The organism is Falsirhodobacter xinxiangensis, assembly GCF_004959935.1.
GTDB lineage: Bacteria > Pseudomonadota > Alphaproteobacteria > Rhodobacterales > Rhodobacteraceae > Falsirhodobacter > Falsirhodobacter xinxiangensis.
The window spans coordinates 1-24,062 of sequence record NZ_SMYN01000028.1 but is presented as its reverse complement, the minus strand read 5'-3'; the positions used below and the strand labels follow the sequence as shown (position 1 = coordinate 24,062).

22 protein-coding genes and 1 pseudogene are annotated in these 24,062 nt (G+C 61.5%); 21 read left to right on the top strand and 2 right to left on the bottom strand.

Annotated elements, in window-relative coordinates; genetic code table 11:
* Positions 1 to 46: 46 nt before the first annotated feature.
* Positions 47 to 1,108 (bottom strand): substrate-binding domain-containing protein, encoded by a 1,062-nt coding sequence (locus tag E2K76_RS18765; protein ID WP_169053400.1) that lies wholly within the window; start codon positions 1,106 to 1,108, stop codon positions 47 to 49.
* 154 nt (positions 1,109 to 1,262) lie between these two features.
* On the opposite strand from E2K76_RS18765, the gene E2K76_RS18760 reads away from it, so the two are divergent.
* The 11 genes from E2K76_RS18760 (at position 1,263) to E2K76_RS18710 (ending at position 12,918) form a co-directional block, all read left to right on the top strand.
* The gene (locus E2K76_RS18760; RefSeq protein ID WP_169053399.1) at positions 1,263 to 2,249 is read left to right on the top strand and encodes a Bug family tripartite tricarboxylate transporter substrate binding protein; all 987 of its coding nucleotides are present in this window, start codon (positions 1,263 to 1,265) and stop codon (positions 2,247 to 2,249) included.
* Between the two features lie 79 nt (positions 2,250 to 2,328).
* The gene (locus E2K76_RS18755; RefSeq protein ID WP_169053398.1) at positions 2,329 to 3,108 is read left to right on the top strand and encodes an HpcH/HpaI aldolase family protein; all 780 of its coding nucleotides are present in this window, start codon (positions 2,329 to 2,331) and stop codon (positions 3,106 to 3,108) included.
* Between the two features lie 24 nt (positions 3,109 to 3,132).
* The gene (locus tag E2K76_RS18750; protein WP_136685973.1) at positions 3,133 to 3,591 is read left to right on the top strand and encodes a tripartite tricarboxylate transporter TctB family protein; all 459 of its coding nucleotides are present in this window, start codon (positions 3,133 to 3,135) and stop codon (positions 3,589 to 3,591) included.
* 9 nt (positions 3,592 to 3,600) lie between these two features.
* Positions 3,601 to 5,103, top strand: coding sequence for a tripartite tricarboxylate transporter permease (locus tag E2K76_RS18745; RefSeq protein ID WP_136685972.1), 1,503 nt, complete (start codon positions 3,601 to 3,603; stop codon positions 5,101 to 5,103).
* Between the two features lie 81 nt (positions 5,104 to 5,184).
* Positions 5,185 to 6,471, top strand: a complete 1,287-nt coding sequence (locus tag E2K76_RS18740) for an ABC transporter substrate-binding protein (protein ID WP_136685971.1) — start codon at positions 5,185 to 5,187, stop codon at positions 6,469 to 6,471.
* 3 nt (positions 6,472 to 6,474) lie between these two features.
* Positions 6,475 to 7,377: a carbohydrate ABC transporter permease gene (locus tag E2K76_RS18735; RefSeq protein WP_136685970.1), complete on the top strand. Its 903-nt coding sequence runs from the start codon at positions 6,475 to 6,477 to the stop codon at positions 7,375 to 7,377.
* Positions 7,370 to 8,206 carry a carbohydrate ABC transporter permease gene (locus E2K76_RS18730; protein ID WP_136685969.1) on the top strand — a complete coding sequence of 279 codons (837 nt, stop codon included), beginning with the start codon at positions 7,370 to 7,372 and terminating at the stop codon, positions 8,204 to 8,206. The genes E2K76_RS18735 and E2K76_RS18730 overlap by 8 nt, the downstream gene beginning before the upstream one ends.
* A complete protein-coding gene (locus E2K76_RS18725; RefSeq protein ID WP_136685968.1) occupies positions 8,203 to 9,282 on the top strand; it encodes a Gfo/Idh/MocA family protein in 1,080 nt (359 codons plus the stop codon). Before E2K76_RS18730 ends, E2K76_RS18725 begins: the two co-directional genes overlap by 4 nt.
* Positions 9,283 to 9,290: 8 nt before the next feature.
* Positions 9,291 to 10,286: an ABC transporter ATP-binding protein gene (locus tag E2K76_RS18720; protein WP_136685967.1), complete on the top strand. Its 996-nt coding sequence runs from the start codon at positions 9,291 to 9,293 to the stop codon at positions 10,284 to 10,286.
* Positions 10,283 to 11,566, top strand: coding sequence for a Gfo/Idh/MocA family protein (locus E2K76_RS18715; RefSeq protein ID WP_136685966.1), 1,284 nt, complete (start codon positions 10,283 to 10,285; stop codon positions 11,564 to 11,566). The genes E2K76_RS18720 and E2K76_RS18715 overlap by 4 nt, the downstream gene beginning before the upstream one ends.
* Positions 11,567 to 11,886: 320 nt before the next feature.
* A complete protein-coding gene (locus tag E2K76_RS18710; RefSeq protein WP_136685965.1) occupies positions 11,887 to 12,918 on the top strand; it encodes an IS110 family transposase in 1,032 nt (343 codons plus the stop codon).
* A gap of 352 nt (positions 12,919 to 13,270) precedes the next feature.
* Here E2K76_RS18710 and E2K76_RS18705 read toward each other — a convergent pair.
* A pseudogene (locus E2K76_RS18705) lies at positions 13,271 to 13,389 on the bottom strand (IS5/IS1182 family transposase); the annotation flags it as partial.
* Positions 13,390 to 13,639: 250 nt separating this feature from the next.
* Here E2K76_RS18705 and E2K76_RS18700 point away from each other — a divergent pair.
* The 10 genes from E2K76_RS18700 (at position 13,640) to E2K76_RS18655 (ending at position 23,800) form a co-directional block, all read left to right on the top strand.
* A complete protein-coding gene (locus E2K76_RS18700) occupies positions 13,640 to 14,662 on the top strand; it encodes a Bug family tripartite tricarboxylate transporter substrate binding protein (protein WP_169053397.1) in 1,023 nt (340 codons plus the stop codon).
* Positions 14,663 to 14,708: 46 nt separating this feature from the next.
* Positions 14,709 to 15,767 (top strand): Ldh family oxidoreductase, encoded by a 1,059-nt coding sequence (locus E2K76_RS18695; protein ID WP_136685963.1) that lies wholly within the window; start codon positions 14,709 to 14,711, stop codon positions 15,765 to 15,767.
* The gene (locus tag E2K76_RS18690) at positions 15,760 to 16,581 is read left to right on the top strand and encodes a sugar phosphate isomerase/epimerase family protein (RefSeq protein WP_136685962.1); all 822 of its coding nucleotides are present in this window, start codon (positions 15,760 to 15,762) and stop codon (positions 16,579 to 16,581) included. The genes E2K76_RS18695 and E2K76_RS18690 overlap by 8 nt, the downstream gene beginning before the upstream one ends.
* A 41-nt stretch (positions 16,582 to 16,622) precedes the next feature.
* Positions 16,623 to 18,104, top strand: coding sequence for a thiamine pyrophosphate-binding protein (locus tag E2K76_RS18685; protein WP_169053396.1), 1,482 nt, complete (start codon positions 16,623 to 16,625; stop codon positions 18,102 to 18,104).
* Positions 18,088 to 19,104, top strand: coding sequence for a Gfo/Idh/MocA family protein (locus E2K76_RS18680; protein WP_136685960.1), 1,017 nt, complete (start codon positions 18,088 to 18,090; stop codon positions 19,102 to 19,104). Before E2K76_RS18685 ends, E2K76_RS18680 begins: the two co-directional genes overlap by 17 nt.
* Before the next feature lie 22 nt (positions 19,105 to 19,126).
* Positions 19,127 to 19,570 (top strand): tripartite tricarboxylate transporter TctB family protein, encoded by a 444-nt coding sequence (locus E2K76_RS18675; RefSeq protein ID WP_136685959.1) that lies wholly within the window; start codon positions 19,127 to 19,129, stop codon positions 19,568 to 19,570.
* Positions 19,570 to 21,072 (top strand): tripartite tricarboxylate transporter permease, encoded by a 1,503-nt coding sequence (locus E2K76_RS18670; RefSeq protein WP_169053395.1) that lies wholly within the window; start codon positions 19,570 to 19,572, stop codon positions 21,070 to 21,072. The genes E2K76_RS18675 and E2K76_RS18670 overlap by 1 nt, the downstream gene beginning before the upstream one ends.
* The gene (locus E2K76_RS18665) at positions 21,069 to 22,070 is read left to right on the top strand and encodes an NAD(P)-dependent oxidoreductase (protein WP_136685957.1); all 1,002 of its coding nucleotides are present in this window, start codon (positions 21,069 to 21,071) and stop codon (positions 22,068 to 22,070) included. Before E2K76_RS18670 ends, E2K76_RS18665 begins: the two co-directional genes overlap by 4 nt.
* A gap of 11 nt (positions 22,071 to 22,081) precedes the next feature.
* On the top strand, positions 22,082 to 22,735 hold the full coding sequence (locus E2K76_RS18660) for a hypothetical protein (protein WP_136685956.1): 654 nt from the start codon (positions 22,082 to 22,084) through the stop codon (positions 22,733 to 22,735).
* A 75-nt stretch (positions 22,736 to 22,810) separates the two neighbouring features.
* A complete protein-coding gene (locus E2K76_RS18655) occupies positions 22,811 to 23,800 on the top strand; it encodes a LysR family transcriptional regulator (protein ID WP_281280752.1) in 990 nt (329 codons plus the stop codon).
* Positions 23,801 to 24,062 lie beyond the last annotated feature (262 nt).

Below are 24,062 nucleotides of genomic sequence, written 5' to 3'. Positions count from 1 at the left end.
AGCGAAGCGGAAATCAATGCATCCTGACCCTAGGATGGGCGAGGCGTTACTGAGGATCTAGATTCAAATCAGTCTTTGCCGGTCTGGAGGTGCTCTGTCGTTCGGCGAACAGCAGTGTCAACTTTTGAGATTTTGCCTGTCGCCCCGCAAGCTGGTCAAGCAGGCACTCTGCCGCGAGACTTCCCATTAGCGTATTGTCTGTCCTGGCAGAGGTGAGGGATGGAAAAATGTGCTCGGATACCGGGTCGTCATCAAAGCCCGTCACGGAAAGGTCTCCCGGAACGTGGAAGCCGCGCGCTCGCGCCGCCGCCAGAACGCCAATTGCTATCTGGTCGTTACCGCAAATGATTGCCGTCGGCGGCATCCTATTCAAAATTCCGACCGCTGCATCGTAGCCCATTTGCGGGCTCCACTCGCCAGTGATCTGATGTTCAGCGTTGATCGCGATACCATGATCCGACAGCGTTTCGAGCACACCGCCAATACGCTCGGCAACCCGATTATTGTTCTTGGGGTCAGGCATGATCAGCCCGAACTTTCGATGGCCCAGTGCCAGCAGATGCTGCGTTACGGTTACGAATGCCTCGCGGTTGTCCAGGCCGACGCTTGGATGCTTCCCATCGCCACAAAACTCATGCGTGATTACATGTGGCACAGATCTTGCACTGAGTAGATCGAACAGTTCTTCGGGATAGGCCTGACCGACAAGGCTTAGCGCTTCGGCACCGCGCGATAGCATAACCCGCGCCTCGGCCAAGGCCTTCGAGGGATCGTTGCCCGAAACGGAGACGAGCAGCGTGATCCCCTCTTCGCCCAGTCGCTCTTGAAGACCCGCTACGAAGTTCGCGAAGATACCGCTTCGCAACGTCGGAATGATGGTGCCCACCAGAAGCGTGCGCTGGCGGGCCAGCGCGCTACCAGCAGCATGAGGGAGCCAACCGACCTTGCGCGCGGCTTCCATCACCCGTTCGCGGACTTTCGGCAACACCTTATCCGGCTCGTTAAAACTGCGCGAGACCGTTGCAGTGGACACGCCCGCCTCGCGCGCGACATCGACAGCACGCGATTTGCGAGGGGAGACTATGGGCAGGTCATCGTGCGGTGCCATAGCCGTTCCTTCCCATTTCGTTGCCCCGCATGCAAGACGGCGAATGCGTCCCCCCGCGAAGGATAGCATTGACGAGGTGATTATGTAAGCGCATACATCAGGGCGGGGAGTGATTGCGTCTGATTAATTCTGGACAGCAAGTGGGAGGAAAATGATGCGGGAATTTATAATTACGCGGCGAAAGATGCTTGTCTGCGGCAGCGCGACGGCGCTGACGATGACCATCGGCCCGACGCGAGCGGTGGCCCAGAGCTACCCATCCGGGGATATCGCGTTCATGGTCGGGTATGGTCCGGGTGGACATAGCGACCTGATTGCACGCAGCATCGGAGAGCAGATCCAGGCACGGATCGGCAACTCAGTCATCGTTGATTACCGGCCAGGCGGCGGTGGTGGGATCGCGGGTGATCTGGTATCGCGGGCAAAGCCCGACGGGCGCACCCTTCTGGCCATTAGCAACACCTTTTATGCCGTGACGCCGTTTCTTGGTCACGTCCAATACGATCCGCTGACCGACCTAACGCCCGTGGGTTTTGCGGGCGACGGTTACCTGATCGCTGGGGTTCATCCATCTATCCCCGTGAACTCCATGCAGGAGCTTGTGGATTACGCGCTCGCCAATCCCGGGACGCTGAACTACGCGTCTAACGGGCAGGGATCGCTGACCCATCTTTGCGGCGAGTATTTCAAAAGCCGCACGGGTGCGGACATCCAGCATATTGCGTATCGCGGCGCAGCGGATGCTGTGCAGGCAACCATCCGCAACGAAACGCAGGTCAACTTCTCTATCGGGGATGCGTCGCATCACGATCGGGGCGAACTACGCGCCATCGCCAGCCTTGGCAAATCGCGGTGGGACCGGCTGCCGGATGTCATGTCGACTGATGAAAGCGGCCTTCCGGGCTGGGCAATCCGGTCGTGGCACGGCGTGGCGGTGCCCAAGGACACACCGGCCGAGCTTTGCCAGCAGTTGAATGACATGGTGAACGAGATCGTGGCAATGCCCGAGGTTGCCGAACGCCTTGCGATGCTGGGGTTGCATGCCGAACCGCAAACGCTGGCCCAACTCGACGCAAGGCGGCGCGAGGATCATGCCGCCTTTGGCGCAGTGATCGAGGCGGCGGGCCTGAAGGCGGAATGACGCCACAAGACGGACACCGGAATGACCGGCGCGGTCCGCGCGCCGGATGAAGGGGCAGCGCGCCCGAAAGAGGGACAATATGACCTATCGTGACAACGCCGCGAAGCAGCGACTGAAGGCAGGCGAGAAAATCCTAGGCTGCTGGATCAATACGGGGTCCGAGATCGTGACCGAGCTTACCGCAAACGTGGGCTTCGATTATCTGCTGATCGATCAGGAACACGGTGTCGGTGACAATCTGGAATTGATCCACCAGCTTCAGGCCGCTCGCCATACCCCCGCCACGGCCATTGTGCGCGTGGCCGGCAAGGATCCCGTGATGATCAAGCGCGCGCTGGATGCAGGTGCCGAAGGGATCATGATCCCCTTGGTGGAAACCGCCGAGGAAGCCCGCCAAATGGTCGCCGCCTGCCGTTTTCCGTCCGAGGGGTTTCGCGGTGCGGGCTGGGGCGGGGCGCGCTGTTCGCTGTTCGCGCTGATCCCCGATTATGTCGAAAAGGCGACCGAACGCCTTTTGATCGTCATTCAGGTCGAAACGCGGCTGGCGATCGAGAATATCGACGAGTTGGTCGCAGTCGAAGGGGTCGACGTGATCTTCATCGGGCCGACGGATCTGAGCGGGTCCTATGGCAAACTTGGAAATCCGTTCCAGCCGGAAATGCGCGAGGGCCTTGCCCGTGCAGAGGCGAAGATCCGCGCGTCGGGCAAGGCCTTGGGCACGGTGCCGTTCAAACGCACATGGGTCGAGCTGTTCGAGGCGGGCTATGCGATGGTGAACTCTGCCTCGGACACGGCGATGCTGCGCGACCGCTCGTTGGCCGATGTGGCCGAATTCCGCACGCGCTTCCGCACCGGCTGAACATCGCAAAGCGGAGGGAGGAACATGATGCGCATCCGCAATCCAAAGGACTTCTGGCTGGGCCTGTTCTACGTCACGCTGGGGCTGGGGGCAGCCTTTGTCGCCCGTGGTTACCGGATGGGCAGCGGAAGCAGCATGGGCCCCGGGTATTTCCCGTTCTATATCGCATGCCTGCTTGTCCTTGTCGGGGCCATTTCGATAGGGCGCAGCGCGGTGCGGGTCGGTCTGGCCGTCCCGCAGATCGACATTCGGTCAACGGTGCTGGTCACCGCGTCCATCGTCTTGTTCGGAGTGCTTCTGGAACGCGCGGGACTTTTGATCGCGCTCGTGGTGTGCCTGCTGACGGCTGCCTCAGCCAGCCATCGTTTCAGGGTGGAACCGATCCCCGCATTGGGTCTGGTGGCCTTTGTCGCAATGGCCGCGGTGGTCTTTGTAAAAGGGCTGGGCTTGTCGATGCCGCTTGTCGGAAACTGGTTCGGATAAGGCAGGAACATGGAAATCTTTGCCAACCTATCGCTTGGTTTTGAAACTGCACTGAACCTTCAGAATGTCATCTACTGCCTTCTGGGCGTGTTGATCGGAACGGCCATCGGCGTTCTGCCGGGCCTTGGTCCGGTGCCGACAATCGCGATGCTGCTGCCGATCACCTTTGGCCTGCCGGCGGATACCGCGATGATCATGCTGGCAGGCATTTTCTATGGTGCGCAATATGGCGGCTCGACCACTGCGATCCTGCTAAATATCCCGGGCGAGACAAGTTCGGTCGTAACGACCATCGACGGCCACCAGATGGCACGGCAGGGTAAGGGCGGACGAGCACTTGCCACGGCGGCTATCGGGTCATTCGTTGCGGGTACCATCGCCACCATGGCCATCGCGTGGTTCGCGCCCCCGCTGGCCGGGTTGGCCAACAGCTTCGTTCCGGCGGATTATTTCGCGCTGATGGTGCTGGGCCTTGTCGCATCGGTTGTGCTGGCCAGTGGCTCGCTGCTACACGCGGTCGCGATGATCCTGATCGGCCTGCTGCTGTCGATGATCGGGTCGGACATCAACTCGGGCGTGCCGCGGTTCACCTTCGGGCAGGTGGAACTGTACGACGGCATCGAATTCGTCGCCATCGCGATGGGCATGTTCGGCATCGGCGAAATCCTGTCCAATCTCGATAACCGCGATGTCGAACGCGGCACCGTCAACAAGGTCAGCAGCCTGATGCCGACGCGCGAAGATTTGCGGTCGATGCGCGCGCCGATTTTGCGCGGCACGCTGCTGGGGACGATCCTTGGCGTCTTGCCGGGGGGCGGGGCAAACCTTGCGTCCTTTGCGTCATATGCGATGGAAAAGCGCATGTCGCGCCACCCCGAACGCTTCGGCAAGGGTGCGATTGAAGGCGTGGCCGGTCCCGAGGCAGCAAACAACGCGGGCGCGCAGTCGGCGTTCATCCCTATGCTGACGCTGGGCATTCCCTCTAATCCGGTAATGGCGTTGATGATCGGCGCAATGATGATCCAAGGCATCCAGCCTGGGCCAAGCATGCTGACCGAACAGCCGGAGCTGTTCTGGGGCCTTGTCGCGTCAATGTGGATCGGCAACCTGATGCTGGTCATCCTGAACCTGCCGCTGGTCGGGCTGTGGGTGAAGCTGCTTTCGGTTCCATACCATCTGCTGTTCCCGATGATCGTCGGGTTCTGCGCGATCGGTGTATTCACGGTTGCAAACTCTACCTTCGATGTATGGCTGATGGCAGGGTTCGGGGTGGCAGGATACGTCGCGCGGAAACTGGATGCCGAACCCGCACCGTTGATGCTGGCGCTGGTTCTGGGCGGGCTGATGGAGGAATACCTGCGCCGCGCGTTGCTGCTTTCGCGGGGGGATGCGGTGGCGGTCCTTACGCAGCCCATCGCGGCGATCCTGCTGTCGTTGTCGGGGCTTTTGCTGCTGTCGGTCGTAATCCCGTCAATCAAGGGCCGCCGTGCGGAAACCTTCCGCGAGGAATGAATGGCATATTGACGCATTTCTGATGTAAGCGCATACATACTTGATGAAAGAAGCCACGGCCGAGTTCTGGGAGGAGCTGCCATGCGTGAAGTTCATAGAAGATCGTTCCTGAAAAAAGGAATTGCCGCCGCAGTGGCCACCTCGATCCCGACGCGGCACTTGTGGGCGCAAGAAATGCGGCTGCGCCTAAGCTGGTGGGGCAATGCCGACCGCGCAGCCCGCACGCAAGAAGTCATCGCGGCGTTCCTTGCGGCCAATCCGAGCGTGCAGATCGACGGTCAGTCGCTGCCCGGCGGGGGCGATTACTGGACATGGCTGGCGACCCAGTCCTCGGGGGGCAATCCGCCGGACGTGATCCAGATGGATTACCGCTACATCTCGGAATACGCCACGCGCGGAGTGCTTCTGCCGCTGGACGATCTGATCGGCGGAACCATCGATCTTTCGTCGTGGCCACAGGACCGGATCGATGTCGGCAAGGTGGACGGCAAGGTCTATGGCGTCAGCCTCGGGTCCAACACCGGCGCGGCCATCCTGAACCTGTCGGCCTGGGAGGAAGCGGGCGTTGCCGCCCCCACCATCGGCACCACGTGGGAGGAGTTCGCCACCCTTTGCGCCGATTTCGCCAACAAGACCGAACGGCGGCGTTTCTACGCCAGTCAGGACGCCAGCGGCCATGACTTTTCGTTTGAGGCGTTCCTCCGCCAGCGGGGGAAAGAGATGTATGCCGAAGGCGGCACACTAGGCTTCACGGCCGAGGATGCTCTGGTGTGGTTCACCTATTGGAACGACATGCGCGCGGCGGGAGCCTGCGTTCCCGCCGATGTGCAAGCCTTGTCCGAGGGCAACGTCGATACCAGCGTGATCACCACCGGCAAGGCCGCGACCGGCTTTGCGCAATCGAACCAGCTTGTCAGCTATCAGAACGCGAACAAGGATCGTCTGGGCATGACCGCGTTTCCCGTCGTCGGCGGCGGTGCGCCGGGCCAGTACCTGAAACCCTCGCAGTATTTCAGCGTCAGCGCCCGCACCGCCAACCCCGAGCTGGCGGGCCGCTTCCTGAACCATTTCCTGAACGATCCCGCCGCGATGCGCATTCTTGGCGTGGAACGCGGCGCGCCGGAATCCCCCGACACGCGGGCGACGATCATGCCGACGCTGGATGCGCCGTCGCAAGCTGCGCTCGAATATCTGGAGGCCATCGCCGACTTGATCGGCCCTCTACCACCCGCGCCGCCCCAGGGCGCCGGCGAGGCGACGATGATCATGAAATCGGTGGCAGAAGAAGTGGCGTTCGAGGTCAAATCCGCCGAACAGGGGGCCGAGGATCTTGTCAGCGGCATGGGTGGTGCCATCCGTGCGAGCTGACCGATGATACAGTCACATCTGCGGCGGCTTGTCGGCAGTCATGCGGTGGCAGGATACGGTTTCCTGCTGCCGTGGCTGATCGGGTTCTTCTTTCTGGCGGTCGGTCCGTCGCTGATCTCGCTCTATCTGGCTTTCACGGATTTCGATCTGCTGACATCGCCGGAATGGGTTGGAATGGCGAATTTCGAGCGTATCCTTACGGCTGACGCGAAGTTCATGGCCTCGATGCGGGTGACGTTCATGTTCGTGATCCTGTCGGTGCCGCTGAAGCTGGCGCTGGCGCTGATCGTGGCGGTGGCGCTGAACAAGGGGCTGGGCGGGCTGTCGATCTACCGCGCCATCTTTTACCTGCCCTCGCTTCTGGGTGCCAGCGTCGCGATCGCGATCCTGTGGCGGCAGCTGTTTTCCGGCGACGGTTTGGTGAACATGGCGCTGGAGCCGTTCGGGATTATCGGCCCAAGCTGGATTTCCAACCCGAACTATTCGCTCTGGACGCTGGTCGCGCTCAGCGTATGGCAGTTCGGCGCGCCGATGATCATCTTCCTCGCCGGTCTGCGCCAAATCCCCGCCGACCTTTACGAGGCCGCCAGCCTTGACGGCGCGGGCCCGTGGCGGCAGTTCCGCCGGATCACGGTGCCGATGATCACGCCGGTGATCTTCTTCAACCTGATCATCCAGACGATCGACGCCTTCAAATCCTTTACGCCCAGCTTCGTAATTTCGGGCGGCACGGGCGGGCCGATCAATTCGACCCTGTTCTACACGCTGTATCTTTACCAGGAGGCGTTCGGCTTTTTCCGCATGGGCTATGCCTCGGCCCTGGCATGGATTTTGCTGATCATCATCGCGGTGTTTACGGCGCTGTCCTTCCTCAGCTCCAGATACTGGGTGCATTACGATGAATGACCGATCGCTCTGGCGCATCGCCATCCACGCGGCATTGATCGCATCCTCGGTTCTGATGCTGTATCCGCTGCTGTGGATGATGGCCGCATCCGTCAGGCCGGAGGCCGAGATTTTCAGCTCCGGCAGTCTTTGGCCGTCGGACTGGAGCTTCCAGGCGTATTCCCGCGGCTGGACCCTGCTGGGTGTCGGCTTCGGCACATTCTTCAGCAATTCGTTCATCATCGCGGCGCTAAGCGTGGCGGGCAACCTGTTCAGCTGTTCGCTTGCCGCCTTCGCCTTCGCGCGGCTGGAGTTTCCGGGCAAACGCATCTGGTTCGCGCTGATGCTGGTCACGTTGATGCTGCCCAGTCAGGTCACGCTGATCCCGCAATATGCGATGTTCTTCAACCTTGGCTGGGTGAACACCTTCCTGCCGCTGGTGGTACCGAAGTTCCTTGCAGCCGATGCGTTCTTCATCTTCCTGATGGTGCAGTTCTTTCGCGGCTTGCCCAAGGAATTGGACGAGGCTGCAATCATGGACGGCTGTTCGCCGTGGGGCATCTACTGGCGCATCCTGCTGCCGCTTTCCACGCCGGTTCTGGCGACGGCGGCGATCTTCACCTTTATCTGGACGTGGGACGATTTCTTTGCCCCGTTGGTCTACCTCAGCGACATCCGCAATTTCACCGTCACGCTGGGCCTGCGCAGCTTCGTCGATGCGGCGGGGGAAAGCGATTGGGGCGCAATGTTCGCCATGTCGATCCTGAGCCTTCTGCCGGTGATGATCTTCTTCCTGCTGTTCCAGAAGATGCTGATCGAGGGCATCGCCACGACGGGGATGAAGCGATGAGGCTGCGCGTCGGCATCGTCGGCTGCAACGCGGGCCGCACGCATCTGGCCGAAGGGTATTGCCCCAATGCCGATCTGTTCGATGTGCGAACCGTCTGTGATCTGGACGCGGCGAGGATGGACGCGGTTGCCGATGAATTCGCCATCCCGAACCGCACTGCCAGCTTCGATGATCTGCTGCGCGATCCAGACATCGACGTGATCGACATCTGCACCCCGCCCGCGCTGCATCTTTCGCAGGTTCTGGCGGCGCTGGCGGCGGGCAAGCAAGTGGTATGCGAAAAGCCCTTGGCCGGGTCGCTGGCCGATGCCGACCGCATGATCGCCGCCGAAGCTGCCGCCACGGGCCGTCTGATGCCGGTGTTCCAGTATCGCTACGGCAACGGGATCGCCGAGGCCAAGGCCGTGATCGACGCGGGCATCGCGGGCCGCGCCTTCGTCGGCACGGTCGAAACGTTCTGGTCGCGCGGTGCCGACTATTACGCCGTGCCGTGGCGCGGGCGCTGGCAGACCGAAATGGGCGGCGTGCTGATGGCCCATGCGATCCATCCCCATGACATGCTGACCTTTCTGCTGGGTCCGGTGGTCCGCGTCTTCGGGCGGATCGACACCCGTGTGAACCGGATCGAGGTGGAGGATTGCATGACGGCCTCGCTTCGGATGCAGAACGGCGCGCTGGTGTCTTTGGCCGCGACGCTGGGATCGGTCGACCAGATCACCCGCATCCGGCTGGCGTTCGAGAATCTGACCATCGAGAGCGACCATTCCCCCTTCCGTCCGGGCGAGGCGGAGTGGAAGATCCTGCCCCGCACGCCCGACATCGCCGCGCGGATCAACGCGGCGCTGGCGGGCTGGATCCACGTTCCGCCCCGCCACACGCAGATGATGCGTCTGTTCTACCACGCCGTCGTCACCGGCGGCCCGCTTCCCGTCACCACGGCCGAGGCGCGCCGCGCGCTGGAGCTGGTGACGGCAATCTACACCTCGGCAGAGACGGGGGTCGATGTCGCCCTGCCCATCCTTGCCGACCATCCGAAATACCAAAGCTGGGTCCCCGCCCGCTTTGCCGCAGCATAGGAAGCCCGATGGCCACCAGCGTCGCCCTCAATTCAGTCGCCAAGGCCTACGGCGCGGTCAGCGTGATCGAAAACCTGAACCTGAACATCGAACCGGGGGAATTCACCGTCTTCGTCGGTCCCTCGGGGTGCGGCAAGTCGACCCTGCTGCGCATGATCGCGGGGCTGGAGCCGATCAGCGGCGGCGATCTTGTCATCGACGGCCAGCGGATGAACGACGTGCCCGCCGCACAGCGGGGCATCGCGATGGTGTTCCAAAGCTATGCCCTCTATCCACATATGAACGTGCAGCAGAACCTTGCCTTCGGGCTAGAGACCGCGCGGATGCCAAAGGATGTGATCGCCCAAAGGGTGCAGCATGCGGCGGACATCCTGAAGATCGAGCCGCTGCTGAAACGCAAGCCAAAGCAGCTTTCGGGGGGCCAGCGCCAGCGCGTTGCCATCGGCCGCGCCATCGTGCGCGAACCGAAGATCTTTCTGTTCGACGAACCGCTGTCCAACCTCGACGCCGAACTTCGCGTCGCCATGCGGGTGGAAATCGCCAAACTGCACCGCGATCTGGGCAACACGATGATCTATGTCACCCACGATCAGGTTGAGGCCATGACGATGGCCGACAAGATCGTCGTCCTGCGCGCGGGCGTGATCGAACAGGTCGGCGCCCCGCTGGAGCTGTACAATCGCCCGCGCAACCTGTTCGTCGCGGGGTTCATCGGCAGCCCCAAGATGAACTTCCTGCCCGACGGCAACGGCACGCTGGGCATCCGGCCCGAACATGTCTCGCTTTCCAGCGGCGTTCCCCTAGGCGACATGCGGGTCGAGGTGGTCGAGAACCTTGGTGGTCAGACGGTGGTCCATGCCACTGCGGCGGGCGGCACGCCCTTCACCCTTTTGCTAGACGGACAGCAGCGGATCGATGTGGGCACCAGCCTTCCGGTCTTCATGGACCCCGACCATGCCCACCGCTTCGACGCCAAAGGCGAACGGATCGGGGGTGCAGCATGAGATATGCCATCGTCGGTACCGGCGGGCGCCATCGCATGTTCCGCAAGGCCATCGTCGAAACCCATGCCGAGGGGAATGAGCTTGTCGCCCTGTGCGACATGGACCCCCACCGGCTGAACCTGTCCGCAGCATCGCTGCCCGAGGGGACCGCCCCCGCGCTTTATGCCGCCGAAGACTTCGGGCGCATGCTGCGCGAGATGCAGCCCGATTGCGTCGTCGTCACCACGCCCGACCACCTGCACCACATCTTCATCGATGCGGCCCTGCGCGCGGGCAGTGACGTCATTACCGAAAAGCCGATGACGACGGATCTGTCGCGGCTGAAGACGATCCTCGATGCGCAAGGTGCGTCGAACCGTTCGGTCGCGGTGTCGTTCAACTATCGCTATTCTCCCGCGCGCACGCAGATCAAGGATCTGCTGATGTCCGGCGCGATCGGCGACATCACCGCCGTCGATTTCCGCTGGGCGCTGGACCGCGTGCATGGGGCAGATTATTTCCGCCGCTGGCACCGGCAAAAGGACAACTCCGGCGGGCTACTGGTGCATAAATCCACGCACCATTTCGACCTAATGAACTGGTGGGTGGAATCCCGTCCGCGCAAGGTCCATGCCCTTGGCCGCCGCGTGTTCTACACTCCGCAGACCGGCGACGCGCTTGGCCTGACCGATCGCGGTACCCGCTGCCGCACGTGCCCCGCATTCGACCGCTGCGACTATCGTCTGGACATTGCGGCGGACGAGGCGCTGGACGCGCTTTACCTGCAGGGCGAAGAGTCCAGCGGCTATATCCGCGACGCCTGCGTGTTTTCTGACGACATCAGCATCGAAGACACGATGCAGGTCCAGATCGAATACGAGAACGAGGTGACCTGCAACTATACCCTGACCGCCTATAGCCCGTGGGAGGGGCTGGAGATCACGTTCCACGGCACCAAGGGCGAGCTGACCCACCGCCATATCGAAGTTCACGGCGTCTTCGCGGGCGAGCGGAACCGCGCGGTGGACGACAACGTGTTCACCGAACTGCATCTGTTCGGCGAGCATCCCCGCCAGATCGACGTGTGGGAGGGCAAGGGCATCCACGGCGGTGCTGACCCCATCATGCTGGGCTATCTGTTTGCGCCGGAAACCATGCCGGAGGATCTTTATAAGCGCCGCTCGGATCACGTATCGGGCGCATGGTCGATCCTGACGGGGATCGCGGCAAACGAAAGCATCGCCTCGGGACGAGCGGTGGATGTGGGCGAAATGCTGGATCACGCCGGCATCGCAATCTGAGGGTAAAACGGACTTTGCAGTCTTGTACTGATTTCCGCGCAGAGGTGAGCCGGCTTTTGATTGCATTCAGTTACTTAACATAGGCCACGGCCGCGGACTCGAAATTCTATCTATACGCGAGAAGTTAGCCTTTCTGGTCGAAGCAAAGTCTCCAATGATAGCTTCACTGCGACGGGTAGGTGAAAGCCTTCACGCTCTCCCAGACACTTCTGCGGCGTGGTTGCATTGCCGGCCCATAGCTGATGGTGTGGATAGCTCCCCCACCTCGGGCCCGAGGGTTCATAGTGGGACCGCTGTTAGTCTTGTGAAGGGAGCTTCCGATGAAAGTGCAAACGATCGGCCTCGACCTGGCCAAGAACGTGTTTCAGGTCCACGGCGTCTCCGCCTGCGGTAAGGTTGTCTTCAACCGCCCACTGAGACGCGTTCAGGTGCTGGCCTTTTTCGAGGGTATTGAGCCCTGCCTTGTGGGAATGGAGACCTGCTGTTCCAGCCACCACTGGGCGCGTGAGTTGCGCAAACTTGGCCACGACGTCCGCCTAATCCCGGCGATGTATGTGAAGCCCTATGTGAAGCGCGGCAAATCCGAAGCCGTTGACGCCGAGGCGATCTGCGAGGCGGTGTCGCGGCCAACCATGCGCTTCGCGGAGGTAAAGACCCGCGAGCAGCAGGGCATCCTTGCCTTGCATCGCGCTCGCGATCTGATCGTCCGCCAGCGTACGCAGATCATTAACATGCTGCGCGGTATCCTGGCCGACTTCGGCATCGTCATCGCGCAAGGTATCGAGCGGGCGCGTCGCTTTGCCGATGAGGCACTCGGCGGAGCGGTCCCGGATCTGCCGGAGGTGGCCCGCGATGTCGTGCTGAACCTCTGCCATCAGGTCGCCGCTCTCCATGCTCGCGTCCGCTGGTATGAGGCGCGTATGGAAATGGAGGCGCGGAAGGACCCGCGGATCCTGCTGCTGCGCTCGATCCCCGGCATCGGGCCGATCACCGCCTCGGCCATCGTCGCGACGGCGGGGAATGCTGCGCAGTTCCGCAGCGGTCGGGAGTTTGCAGCGTGGCTCGGGCTGACACCGTTGAACAAATCCAGCGGCGGCAAGGAGCGGCTCGGCCGGATCTCGAAGATGGGAGACGGCTACTTGCGACGACTGTTGGTCACCGGCATGACGTCGCGGGTGCGGCAGGTGAAGTCCCACCCCGAGCGATCAGAGCCTTGGATCGACGCCCTGATCATACGCAAGCCGTTCCGGGTCGCCACCGTCGCAATGGCCAACAAGACAGCGCGGATCATCTGGGCCATGCGAACGAGGGAGAGGTTTACCGGCCCGCCACAGCCTGAGACCGCACAATAATTATCGAGTTAGCAAGACGATCGAAGTGATGGCGCAGCATCAGCCCGCAGGCCGGAACACCCCGTCGAACGTCTAGGACGTCATAGTCCGCATAGCCGATCGGGATCCGGTTCGCGAAAACCATCAGGGCCAGCGGTCATGTGCGCCGCGAAAACAGGCCGGACACACGACTGCATCTGATCAAACGCCGGCACCAAGAAAAGGCTTGCTATACGGAGCTATCCACACAGGGCGGTCGCCGAAAGCGAACGCTGCGTGGCAGCTTCCCCAATACGGACGGTCGTTGAAGGTGCAGCATAGCTGCAAATTCGGACAACTCAGGTTGGAACAACTCGAACAGTACCTCAATCTAGAGGCAAACCTGTATGGCGGCCGTCGAAAACCTCCTAGGGCGACCCGCCTTGCCGCTCGGGCCGCGAACCAGACCAACTCCGGGTCAAACCGCACCATCAGCGAGCCACACCGCTTCAGGGACCGGCTGTAGCTGGGCCAGTTCGTCGTACGGTAAAGGGGGGACGCCCTTGCTCATAGCCCCATCCTAACCCGCTGATTCACACACATTAATGCGTCCGCCAAGAGATTAGCGCAACAAAGCCTTCAGAAAGAAAATTCGTGCCGTTCTATTCGTCATAGGTTTTGCCTTCGTCAGACAAAGAAAGGGAGTTTTTGAGCTTCTCGTCGTTGTGCGCTTATATCGAATGATACCGCAATGGAGGGAGCCTTGCGGCGCAGCGACTGGGAGGACGCTTTGACTTCATCAAATTTGAGCCGCCGTAGCTTTATCGCATGCACTGCCGCGGCAGGTGGCATTCTCACAGCACCGGGCATCGTGCGCGCACAGTCCTATCCGTCGCGCACGGTGACGATAGTTTGCGGGTTCTCGGCCGGGGGAACCACCGATGCGTTGGCCCGTTTGCTTGCAGCCGAACTGAGCGAAAACCTCGGGCAGCCTTTCGTCGTGGAAAACCGCACCGGCGCCGCAGGTGCGATCGGAATGACAGCCGCTGCCCGTGCAAGACCCGACGGGCTGACGCTGCTGTTTTCCGCAGTCGGACAATTGGCAGTCGTGCCCCACACCTCCAACAGCCTGACCATCGATCCAAGGAGCGACCTGCGCCATATCTCTATGTTGGCCGAGGGGGACTTCATCCTGACGGCAAATTCGCAAGTGCCTGCGGCAAATATCGAAGAATTCATCGCGATGGCCAAGGCGCGGCCCAACGAGCTTTTCTACGGCACGTCCGGCGCGGGAGGTAACCTGCATCTGTTCGTCGAGGCATTCAACCTTGCGGCGGGTATCCAGATGCGTGGGGTGCACTACTCCGGTGGGGCCACCTTGATGCCCGACGTGCTGAGCAATCAGGTTCAGGTCGCCCTCAATTCCTATCCGGTTGCGGCGCCATATGTGGCGGAAAGTCAGCTCAAGCCCCTGCTGGTGGTCGGGAAAGAGCGGAATGCGAACCTTCCGGACGTGCCGATCGGGCCGGATATCGGGTTGGACGATCTGGCGCGCTGTATGGACTGGTTCGGCCTTCACGCGCCCGCCGGTACGCCAGACGAGATCGTGGCAGTGCTTGCCGATGCGACGGCCAAGGCGGCTAAAAGCCCTGCAATGGCCGATCGCCTTAAGGCAAGCAGCCTACGGACGGTGGCGAGCTCTCCGCAGGATTTCGAAGCGCGTATCCGCGAGGATTACGACCTTTTCGGGCAGATTGCCGAACGCGCGGGCATGAAGACCGCCTGAACCCTTGGACAACAATCTGGAGATTCGAGTGAAGCCTGACGCATCCATGCAAATCAGGGTCGAAGACCTGCATGCCTTTACCGCAGCGCTGTTCAATGCGGCGGGTCAGCCGTTGGAACATGGCGCGATAATGGCGGATGCCTTGGTCGGCGCTGATGTGCGGGGCGCGTCCTCGCACGGGATAATCCGGTTGCCGCAGCTTCTTTCGCGACTTCGCGACGGAGGCGCGAACCCATTCCCGCAGATCACCACCATTTCCGAGGCGTGCGCGACCGCGCTGCTGGATGCAGATGCTGCGCTTGGACCGATAGGGGCGCATTCGGGCATGACGATGGCGGTCAGCAAAGCCGAAGCTTGCGGTGTAGGCTTCGTCGCCGTCCGCAACAGCGACTTCATCGGGACGTGCGCACATTCCGCCATGCTCGCGCTGGATCGGGGAATGATCGGCATGACCTGGACCAACGGTTTTCCCGGAATGGCACCGTGGGGTGGCCGGACGAATGCGATCGGCAACAATCCCATCGGGTTCGCGGTTCCCGGCGGCGCGGGCGGGCCGGTCGTGCTGGACTTCGCGATGAGCGTGACGGCAGGAGGCTGGGTGCGGCACGCCGCCAAGGAAGGCCGCCCGATTCCCGACGGTTGGGTAATCGATGCCGACGGGAACGACACGAACGATCCTGCAGATCTGCCCAAGGGCGGGGCCTTGTTGGCGCTTGGGCACAAGGGCTACGGGCTTGCGGTGATCGGCGAAGTGCTTGCCGGCGTTCTGGCGGGTGCGAAAATGTTGGGCCAGATCCCGCATTGGTTCAACGCAACCGACCAGCGGGTCGGGAACGGCCACGTCCATCTGGCAATCGACATCCGCCGTTTCATCGATCCTGCGGATTTCGCCGACCGCATGGACGAAATGGCGTTAGCGCTGAAAAAGACGCCGCTGCGTCCCGGCGTAGACCAGATCGTCCTGCCCGGCGAAGCGGCAACACGGCGCACGGCAGCGCATATTGCAACCGGCCTGCGGTTCAACGCCGCCATCGCAGCCGATCTTCGTGGTCTTGCCGAAACCTACGGCATCCCCATGAACGAGATGGAGAATCAGGATGCGTAAGACGCTTGCTCATCTGACACTCAGCACGACACCGTTCGAGATGGTATCGGCCGCCGCTGCCGCAGGTTTCGACGGTGCGGGCGTACGGATCTGTGGACGTCATGTCGGCGATACCTCGTTCGTGGACGTCATCGGCGACAAGGCGGCGATACGCGATCTGCGGATGCGGGCGGACGATGGCGGGATCGAGATTTCCAACGTGTCCGCCTTTCAGTTCTATCCCGGCCTGACGCTGGATCATCTTCGGGGTGTGGTAGAGACGACCGCCGCATTGGAGGTGAAGACTCTTGTCGTCAACGTCTTCATGCAGGGCGATCAGGGGTTCGATCTGTTTACCCAATATGGCGAGTTGGCCAAATCCGCGGGACTTCGGCTAGCGCTGGAATTTCTGCCCTACAGCGCGATCCGCACCATGACGGACGCTGCCGCTTTCATCCGCAACAGCAGTCTGGACAACGCGGGAATCCTGCTCGACTCGTTGCATCTGGATAGATCGGGGGGCACCGCAGGCGATATTCGCGCGCTGGACAAGTCAATGATCGCATTTGCACAGATTTGCGACGCGAAAAGGCTGGCATCGCCAAAGAGCGACGAAGAATTGAAGCAGGAGGCGCGGACTGCGCGCCTGAAGCTCGGGGAAGGCGACCTTCCGCTCGGGGCATTCATGGATGCGCTGCCCGACGGCATGGAGCTGGAGTACGAGGTCGCCGATGCGGCCATCAAACATCTGCCGGCCATAGACCGCGCCAAGGCGGCTATGGCGGATCTGAATGCCTTTCTTGCGGCGCGGGCCGACGCGAAAAGCTTGGCCTGATGACACGTCGGGACGCTATGGGTGCGGCTGGTCTGCCTGTGATGGGCGATCTGCTGCTGGATTGGTTCGCACAGCTGGGGGTGGGGTGCATTCTGGTTCCCGACGCCCCGGGGTTTGCCCCTCTGCTGCACAGCCTCAGGATGTTCGGCCCCGATGATCGGATGCAGGTCCTGACCGTCAGCGAGGAACGGCATTGTCTGCCCGCTGCGCGTGGTTTCGCCCGTGCAACGGGCCTGCCGGTCGTCGCTATGGTCAGTTCGCTTCTGCTTCCCCATCTGGCGGACGAACTGGAAAAGATCGCGCAGGAACAGGTTCCTGTGGTCCTGTTCGTCGCCGGAGCGGACACGAAAGACAACTCGTCCCTGCCTTCTTGCGACATAAGCTGGATAGAACGCGCAGACGACCTTCCGGAAATGCTTGGCCATGCGGTCTCACGGGCATGTCTTCCTCCGGCGGGTGCGGTATGCGTGATATGTTCCGCTCTCTTCGACGAGCCGGCCAAAGGAGGCCAAAAGAGCCGGAACTTGCAGCGTTATGTCTCGGTCGGCGATGTGCACGCCGAAGGACCGTTGGTCAACGAAATCTGCGCGGCGTTGCATGATGCCGAAAGACTGGTGATCCTGATGGGCAGGGTGGGGCTGGACGAAGCGTCTTGGCACGCACGGCTTGCCTTGGCCGATACGACCGGCGCATCCATCATAACCGACATCGGAGGGGCAGGAGTATTCCCCGAAGATCACCCGGGGCATCTGGACAACAGACAAGCCGGGTCCGTCGAAAGGGTGCTGAACGAGGCGGATGTCATCCTCAGCCTTGGTTGGGGCAATCTTGCACAGACGCTGGAACGGGCCTTTGGCGCAAACGAACCGGAGGCGCTGGTCATCCATGTTGCGCCGCAGCCCCCTCAACCGGAGGTGACCGATAGCGGGCGCAGGCGCGTTGCACCGGTGGACATATTTGCCCAGTCACGCCCCGAGGATCTGGTGACGGCCTTCCTCGGTGACCTTTCGGGTGTCGCACACGACCCTGCCCCGTGCGAACCGAACTCCTCCATGGGGGTGCGTCGTGCGATAGAGACCAGTCTTGGCCACGACCGGCTGATCCTGATGAATGAAATTGCGCCGGATACGGCGATGGCGACCAAGGAACGCCTCGACCGGGTTTTGACCGGGGCAGAAGGGCGCAACGGCGCGTTGGCAGTTGCCGTCGGCATCGCCGCCGCAACCGTCGGCGATGGCCGCTTGCCGGTCGTTTTCGTTGACGGGAACGAGTTCCGCAGCGGCCTGTCGGCCTTGGCCACAGCCAAGAACGTGAATGCGGCACTGGCGGTCGTGCTGCGGTCCGGCACTCCGGGCAGGGCGGCACCCAATGCCGCCATGATGGCTGCAGCTTACGGAATTCCGTTCATCGGCCCGTCCACGGCCGCGCCCGTGCCCACCGATACCGTCGTCATCATTCCGCAAATGCGTCTGTCATCCGGACGAGTGCAAAAGAAAGAATCCGACAATGAAAAACAAGCTTAAGATCGGCGTTTTGGGCTGCGGCCATATCAGCGGCGATCACCTTCTGGCATGGCAAAGGTATGCGGATGCCGAGGTGGTGGCGCTCTGCGATCCTCAGATCGAACGTGCGAGGTCCAAAGCCGTGGAGTTCGGCATCGCCCAGACCTTCGACGACCCCTCCAAGATGTTCGAGCAGGGCGGACTCGACGCGGTAGACATCATTACCCCGCGACAAACCCATGCTGCGATGATCCGGCTGGCCGCCGACCACGGCCTTGCCGCCCTGTGTGAGAAGCCGCTGTGCCCGACGCATGCCGAGGCGATGGATTTGCTGCGTTCCGTCGGGGATCGCGTCCGCGTCATGGTGAACGAGAACTGGCGCTATCGGGCCTATTTTCTGAAAATCCACGAATGGCTAAAGACAGGTCGGCTTGGCACCGTCACCCAAGCCCGCATCGCGCTATGGCGCTCCAATATGCTGCCGGATTCGGATGGCTCCATCCCTGCGCTGCGCCGCCAGCCGTTCGTCGCCAAAGAAGAGCGTCTTCTGATCGCGGAATCCCTTATCCACGAACTTGACACCATGCGCGCGCTTTTCGGCGAAATGAACGTGGTTGCCGCCCGCCTTGGGCGCAACAGCGACCGCATCTTGGGCGAAGATGCCGCGATGATCATGCTCGAAGCCGACGCAGGCCACAACGTCATCGTCGAGGGGGTAATGACTGCCGCAGGCTATCCGTTCCGTGCGCCCAACCGTCTGGAGATTGCGGGAACGCGGTGCAGCGTCGTTCTTGATGGCGCGGTCCTGCGCCTTATGGGCGCGGAACACGAAGAGCACGTCTTCGACGAAGACGAGGTGCGTCAGGGCTGCTTCGATCGGGCGATCGCCCATTTCGCCGACAGCTTGCGCGATGGGACGCCGTTTTGGACTTCGGCTGCCGATCAGGCCCGCACGCTCAGGCTGGTGGAGGACGCCTACATAATGGCGGGCGCGCCACGGCGACCGGGCATTGCAGCCTAGGCCGCAGAAGAGGGAGGAAATCATGTTCAAGAATACGGAACTGACCGGCGGCCTTTTGCTGCTGGCCTTCGGGCTTTGGGTCGGCATCATAGCTGTCGGCTATCCGCTGGGGAGTTTTGCGGATATGGGACCGGGGATTTTTCCGCTGATGGTTGCGGCGGCAATCACTCTTTGCGCGGTCCCCATCGTGGTGTCGGCCCTAAAACCGTCCGGAGAGACGGCAGAGCCAATCCCATTCCACACCCTTCTGGTGGTTGTTGGCGCACTTGCGACCTTTGCGGTATTCGTCGTCTTCCTCGGGCTGGTGCCAGCGGTTCTGGCGCTGGTGGTCGTGGTGTCCTATCCCGACCAGCCGCGTAACTGGGTGCACATCGCGCTGATCGCGGCGGGTCTTGCAGCGCTGGCCTATGCGATCTTCATCCTTGGCCTGAACATGAACATCGCCGCGTTCAAATGGGGGCTATGATGGAAGGATTTTTCGGCAACCTGCTGTTCGGTTTGGAGACGGCATTCGTCCCCATGAACCTTCTGTACTGCTTCATCGGGGTTTTCCTTGGCACGCTGGTCGGGGTGCTGCCGGGGATTGGTGCGCTTGCAGCCATATCCATGCTGATGCCGCTGACGTTCTATGTCCCGCCCGAGACGGCGCTGATCATGTTGGCCGGTATCTATTACGGCACGCAATACGGCGGTTCGACTGCATCGATCCTGCTGAACCTGCCGGGAACGCCATCGTCGGCGGTCGCCTGCCTTGACGGTTATCCGATGTCCAAACAGGGCCGTTCGGGCGTTGCGCTGGCGATGACGACGGTGTCTTCGTTTATCGGCGCGACGTTCGGCATTCTGGTGCTGATGCTTTTCGCCCAGATTCTCGCAAGGGTCGGCACCTCTTTTGCGGCGGCGGACTATTTCTCTCTAATGTTGCTTGGTCTGGTCGCCTCGTCGACGATGGCAAGCGGTTCGGCGATCAAGGGGATCGCGATGGTCCTTGTCGGGCTGGCGCTCGGGCTGGTGGGGACAGATGTGCAGACTGGGGCGCAACGTTTCACCTTCGGCAGCATCCAGCTTGCGGACGGGATCAATCTCATCGCGCTGTCGATGGGCCTGTTCGGCGTGACCGAGGTCATCTCCAACCTCGCCAAGCGCGAACACAGCCACACGGTGCAGAATGTGTCGATGCGGTCCTTGATTCCGACACGGCAGGATGTCCGCCAATCCATCATGCCAATCGCAAGAGGCACCGGCCTTGGTGCGTTTCTGGGGGCGTTGCCCGGCACGGGAACGAACCTTGCCTCCTTTCTGGCCTATGTCGCCGAAAAGCGGGTCGCCAAGGATCCCTCCCGCTTTGGCAAGGGTGCGATCGAGGGGGTCGTGGCTCCCGAGGCCGCCAATAATACCGCGGCACAGACGGCCTTCGTACCCACGCTGACGCTGGGCATTCCGGGGGATGCGGTGATGGCCCTGTTGCTTGGCGTTCTGATCATGCATGGAATCCAGCCGGGACCGCGTCTGATCTCCGAACAGCCAGAGCTTTTCTGGGGTCTGGTCGCCAGCTTCTGGATCGGCAACCTCATTCTGCTGGTGCTGAACTTGCCGCTGATCGGAATCTGGGTGCGGATGCTGATGATCCCACGCAAGATCCTGATGCCTGCGATCCTGATGTTCATGTGCATCGGCGTCTACAGCGTCAACAACAACGTCTTCGATATTGGCGTGATGATCGCCTTCGGCGTGATCGGGTGTTTCATGGCGCGGTTCGGGTTCGAGGCGGCGCCCCTGATCCTCGGGTTCATTCTTGGACCGTTGGTAGAGCAATACATGAAACGCGCGCTCCTGCTCTCCTCCGGCGATCCGATGGTCTTTCTCGAGCGCCCGATCAGCGCAGGGTTCCTGACGGCCACCGCACTGATTCTGATCTGGATGCTGTTCGGGGCGATACGCGGCAAAAAGCAAGGGATCACGATATGACCAGGCTATTTCTATCGCATGGCACGACCGCCCGCACCTATTGGTACGGAGAGAAGGCGCTGGCAGGACTACGCGCGCTTGGTGAAGTCGTCATAAACCCCGTCGATACCGAGCTTGAGGGAAAGCACCTTACACAGGTCGCGCAGGGGTGCCAGATCATGGTGCTCGACCGCTCCACCCGCGTCGGTGCGGAAGAGATCGCGGCCCTGCCCGATCTGGTGGCGATTCTTCGTAGCGGGGTGGAAACGCGATATGTGGATGTCGATGCCGCGTCGGCTGCCGGCGTTCTCGTGACGCGCAGCAACCCCGGCTACATCGCATCGACGGCGGAACTGGTGCTGGCGCATATGCTCAACGCCGCGCGCAATGTTCCCGACTATGTCGCAGCTTATCGCACAGGCGATGTCCGCCAGCCATCGCAGGGCCGGGAGATGAGCGGGCGCGTCGCTGGGCTGATCGGTTACGGCCGCATCGCGCGAAATCTTGCGCGAATACTGGATGCGATGGGAATGACGGTGCTTGCCAACGATCCATACGGTCCGATCGAGGCACCGGCTGTCGCGACGAACATGGACGATCTGTTGCGACGTTCGGATTTCGTCATCCCGCTTCTGGCGGCAAGCGAAGAGACGCGCAACCTTGTCGGGGCCGGGGCATTCGCGCTTATGAAACAGGATGCGTGGCTGGTGAACTGTTCCCGCGGCGATGTCGTCGACGAGGTCGCGCTGCGGCAAGCGTTGGATGCGCGCGCCATCTCGGGTGCCGCGATGGACGTTGGATGGGCGGCCGACAACACGCCGTCACCCGAACTTGCACTGCGCCCCGACGTGCAGGCGACCCCCCACATCGGCAACCTGACGATCGAGGCGTCAAGCAGGCACCCGATGGATACGGTGGAACAGGCTTCACAAATCCTGCGCGGCAATATCCCGTTCGGGGCGCTAAATGCAGGTTCTGCAAGCCGGATTTCCCGGCTCTCCCCCGCGAACACGAACTGAAAGGAACGCCCATGCCCTTGGTTGGAAATGGTATCGTAGCAATCTGGAACGACATCCTGCCCGAAACCCGCGACAGCTTCTTCGAATGGCACCCACGCGAACATATGCAGGAACGTATGGGGGTCCCCGGTTTCCTGCGTGGCCGCCGCTATATCGCCGTCGATGGCGGAATCGAGTTCCTGACGCTTTACGAAGCAGTGGAACCCGAGCTTTTGACCAGCGAGGCCTATCGGCAGCGGCTTGCGAATCCGACCGAATGGTCGCTCTCGGTGTTGCCGTCGTTTCGCAGCAACCTGCGGGGCGTGTGCCGGATCGTTGAAAGCCATGGCTATGCCGACGGGGGATTCATGCTGACCGTCCGTTTCACCGCCGGACCAGACAGCGATGCCGGAATCTCCGCCGCGATTGCCGATCTTGTGGAACAGCCACGGATCGTCGGGGTGCACTTCATCCGCTGCGACAAGGACTTGAGTGGCGGGAACCAATCCCTGCAGCGCGGGCGCACGATCTCGGTTCCGGACTGCGTTCTGATGATCGAAGCCTCTACCCGAGAAGAGCTGGCGGAACTGGTGGACGCTATCGAATCCAGAATGCCTTCGGAATGCGAGTCCGCGATCTATCGGCTGGAATATCAGGTGATGAACTACGCCAAAGCCGCGGAGTAGCGGTCGTCGCGGTTGCGCTGATCCTCGCCGCGCCTTAGCGTTGCGTAACCGCAGTTTTCTTCGCAGGGACAGACCATTAATCTCCGGCAACTCCGCTATTTTACCCAGACTATCGAGGCGGGAAATATCACGCGCGCAGCCGAGATGTTGCGCGTGGCCCAACCGTCGCTAGGGTTGCAGATACGCGTGCTTGAACGCGAATTGGGAATTCCCCTGCTTATCCGTCATTCGCGTGGTGTTTCGCCGACCGAGGCAGGAACACTGCTGTACGAGCGCTCCATCGAAATTCTTGGCCTGGTGGAGGCAACCCGCCAAGAGGTAATCTCTCAAGGTCAGAAGACGCGCGAAACGGTGATTTTGGGGTTGACCAATGGAACGGCTGCCTTGCTGGGTCGGGATATTCTGCGGAACGTGTCAGAAACGATCCCCACGCTTCAGCTGAGCGTCGTCGAGGAAATGAGCCCAGTGCTGGTCGACGCGCTGGAGCGGAACGAGGTCGATATCGCCTTAGCCTACGATGTTGCAGAACGCTCTGGACTAATGCGTATACCTCTGATGTCAGAAGAAGTTCTGTTCGTCCGGTCGGCAGGGGACGGGTCTGAAGAAGTGCCGATTTCTTTCGCCGACATGTTGCGACAGCCGCTCGTGCTACCGAACGAGCGTGACGTCATTCGCCAACAGTTACAGAAGATTGCCGACAGCATGACGTTGCCGCTTCGGATCGGGTTCGAGGTATCTTCGATCTCGATGCTTAAGCAAATGGTTGCGGACGGCGGCATGGCTTCTGTCATGCCCTACGCGAGTGTAGTGGAGGAAGTGCGCCGCGGTCTGCTGCACGCGCGTCGGATCGTCGATCCCGCGCCCAGCAGGACACTTTATCTGATAAGGTCGTTGCGCCGCGCCCATTTCAAGCACGACGGCGATTTGATCGATTACCTGAACACCGCTCTTTGGGGTTTTTGCGAGGCATTGGGCGACCTGGCAGAGCCGTTACCCGCAATGCGGACAAAGCTGTCGACCGTTGCTAGCGACTACGTTTCCGAGGCATTCGTGATAAAACGTTAGTTTGCGACGGAGATTCGATCCTAGGCTCCGAGCGGCGGTCCGTAAGACTCTTCTTCATGAGAAGCGAATCTAGGGGGCCTCGGCCCATAGCCGCCGGCTAGGCCTTTTTAATGCTGCACGACAGCATTCCCCGAAGCAGCCCCTCGGCACAGGGTGCAACATTTTCATCGCATGAGAGTTTGCGCGCGGGCGAAACGGCCACTGGTTGCGACGGCCACCGCGGCTGCTCCTGTGAGCTACTCCCCGATCCTTGGACAGATTT

Coding starts and splice junctions, on each gene's coding strand:
- E2K76_RS18765 (WP_169053400.1), bottom strand. CDS start 1,108: ATGGCACCGCACGATGACCTGCCCATAGTCTCCCCTCGCAAATCGCGT.
- E2K76_RS18760 (WP_169053399.1), top strand. CDS start 1,263: ATGCGGGAATTTATAATTACGCGGCGAAAGATGCTTGTCTGCGGCAGC.
- E2K76_RS18755 (WP_169053398.1), top strand. CDS start 2,329: ATGACCTATCGTGACAACGCCGCGAAGCAGCGACTGAAGGCAGGCGAG.
- E2K76_RS18750 (WP_136685973.1), top strand. CDS start 3,133: ATGATGCGCATCCGCAATCCAAAGGACTTCTGGCTGGGCCTGTTCTAC.
- E2K76_RS18745 (WP_136685972.1), top strand. CDS start 3,601: ATGGAAATCTTTGCCAACCTATCGCTTGGTTTTGAAACTGCACTGAAC.
- E2K76_RS18740 (WP_136685971.1), top strand. CDS start 5,185: ATGCGTGAAGTTCATAGAAGATCGTTCCTGAAAAAAGGAATTGCCGCC.
- E2K76_RS18735 (WP_136685970.1), top strand. CDS start 6,475: ATGATACAGTCACATCTGCGGCGGCTTGTCGGCAGTCATGCGGTGGCA.
- E2K76_RS18730 (WP_136685969.1), top strand. CDS start 7,370: ATGAATGACCGATCGCTCTGGCGCATCGCCATCCACGCGGCATTGATC.
- E2K76_RS18725 (WP_136685968.1), top strand. CDS start 8,203: ATGAGGCTGCGCGTCGGCATCGTCGGCTGCAACGCGGGCCGCACGCAT.
- E2K76_RS18720 (WP_136685967.1), top strand. CDS start 9,291: ATGGCCACCAGCGTCGCCCTCAATTCAGTCGCCAAGGCCTACGGCGCG.
- E2K76_RS18715 (WP_136685966.1), top strand. CDS start 10,283: ATGAGATATGCCATCGTCGGTACCGGCGGGCGCCATCGCATGTTCCGC.
- E2K76_RS18710 (WP_136685965.1), top strand. CDS start 11,887: ATGAAAGTGCAAACGATCGGCCTCGACCTGGCCAAGAACGTGTTTCAG.
- E2K76_RS18695 (WP_136685963.1), top strand. CDS start 14,709: ATGCAAATCAGGGTCGAAGACCTGCATGCCTTTACCGCAGCGCTGTTC.
- E2K76_RS18690 (WP_136685962.1), top strand. CDS start 15,760: ATGCGTAAGACGCTTGCTCATCTGACACTCAGCACGACACCGTTCGAG.
- E2K76_RS18685 (WP_169053396.1), top strand. CDS start 16,623: ATGGGCGATCTGCTGCTGGATTGGTTCGCACAGCTGGGGGTGGGGTGC.
- E2K76_RS18680 (WP_136685960.1), top strand. CDS start 18,088: ATGAAAAACAAGCTTAAGATCGGCGTTTTGGGCTGCGGCCATATCAGC.
- E2K76_RS18675 (WP_136685959.1), top strand. CDS start 19,127: ATGTTCAAGAATACGGAACTGACCGGCGGCCTTTTGCTGCTGGCCTTC.
- E2K76_RS18670 (WP_169053395.1), top strand. CDS start 19,570: ATGGAAGGATTTTTCGGCAACCTGCTGTTCGGTTTGGAGACGGCATTC.
- E2K76_RS18665 (WP_136685957.1), top strand. CDS start 21,069: ATGACCAGGCTATTTCTATCGCATGGCACGACCGCCCGCACCTATTGG.
- E2K76_RS18660 (WP_136685956.1), top strand. CDS start 22,082: ATGCCCTTGGTTGGAAATGGTATCGTAGCAATCTGGAACGACATCCTG.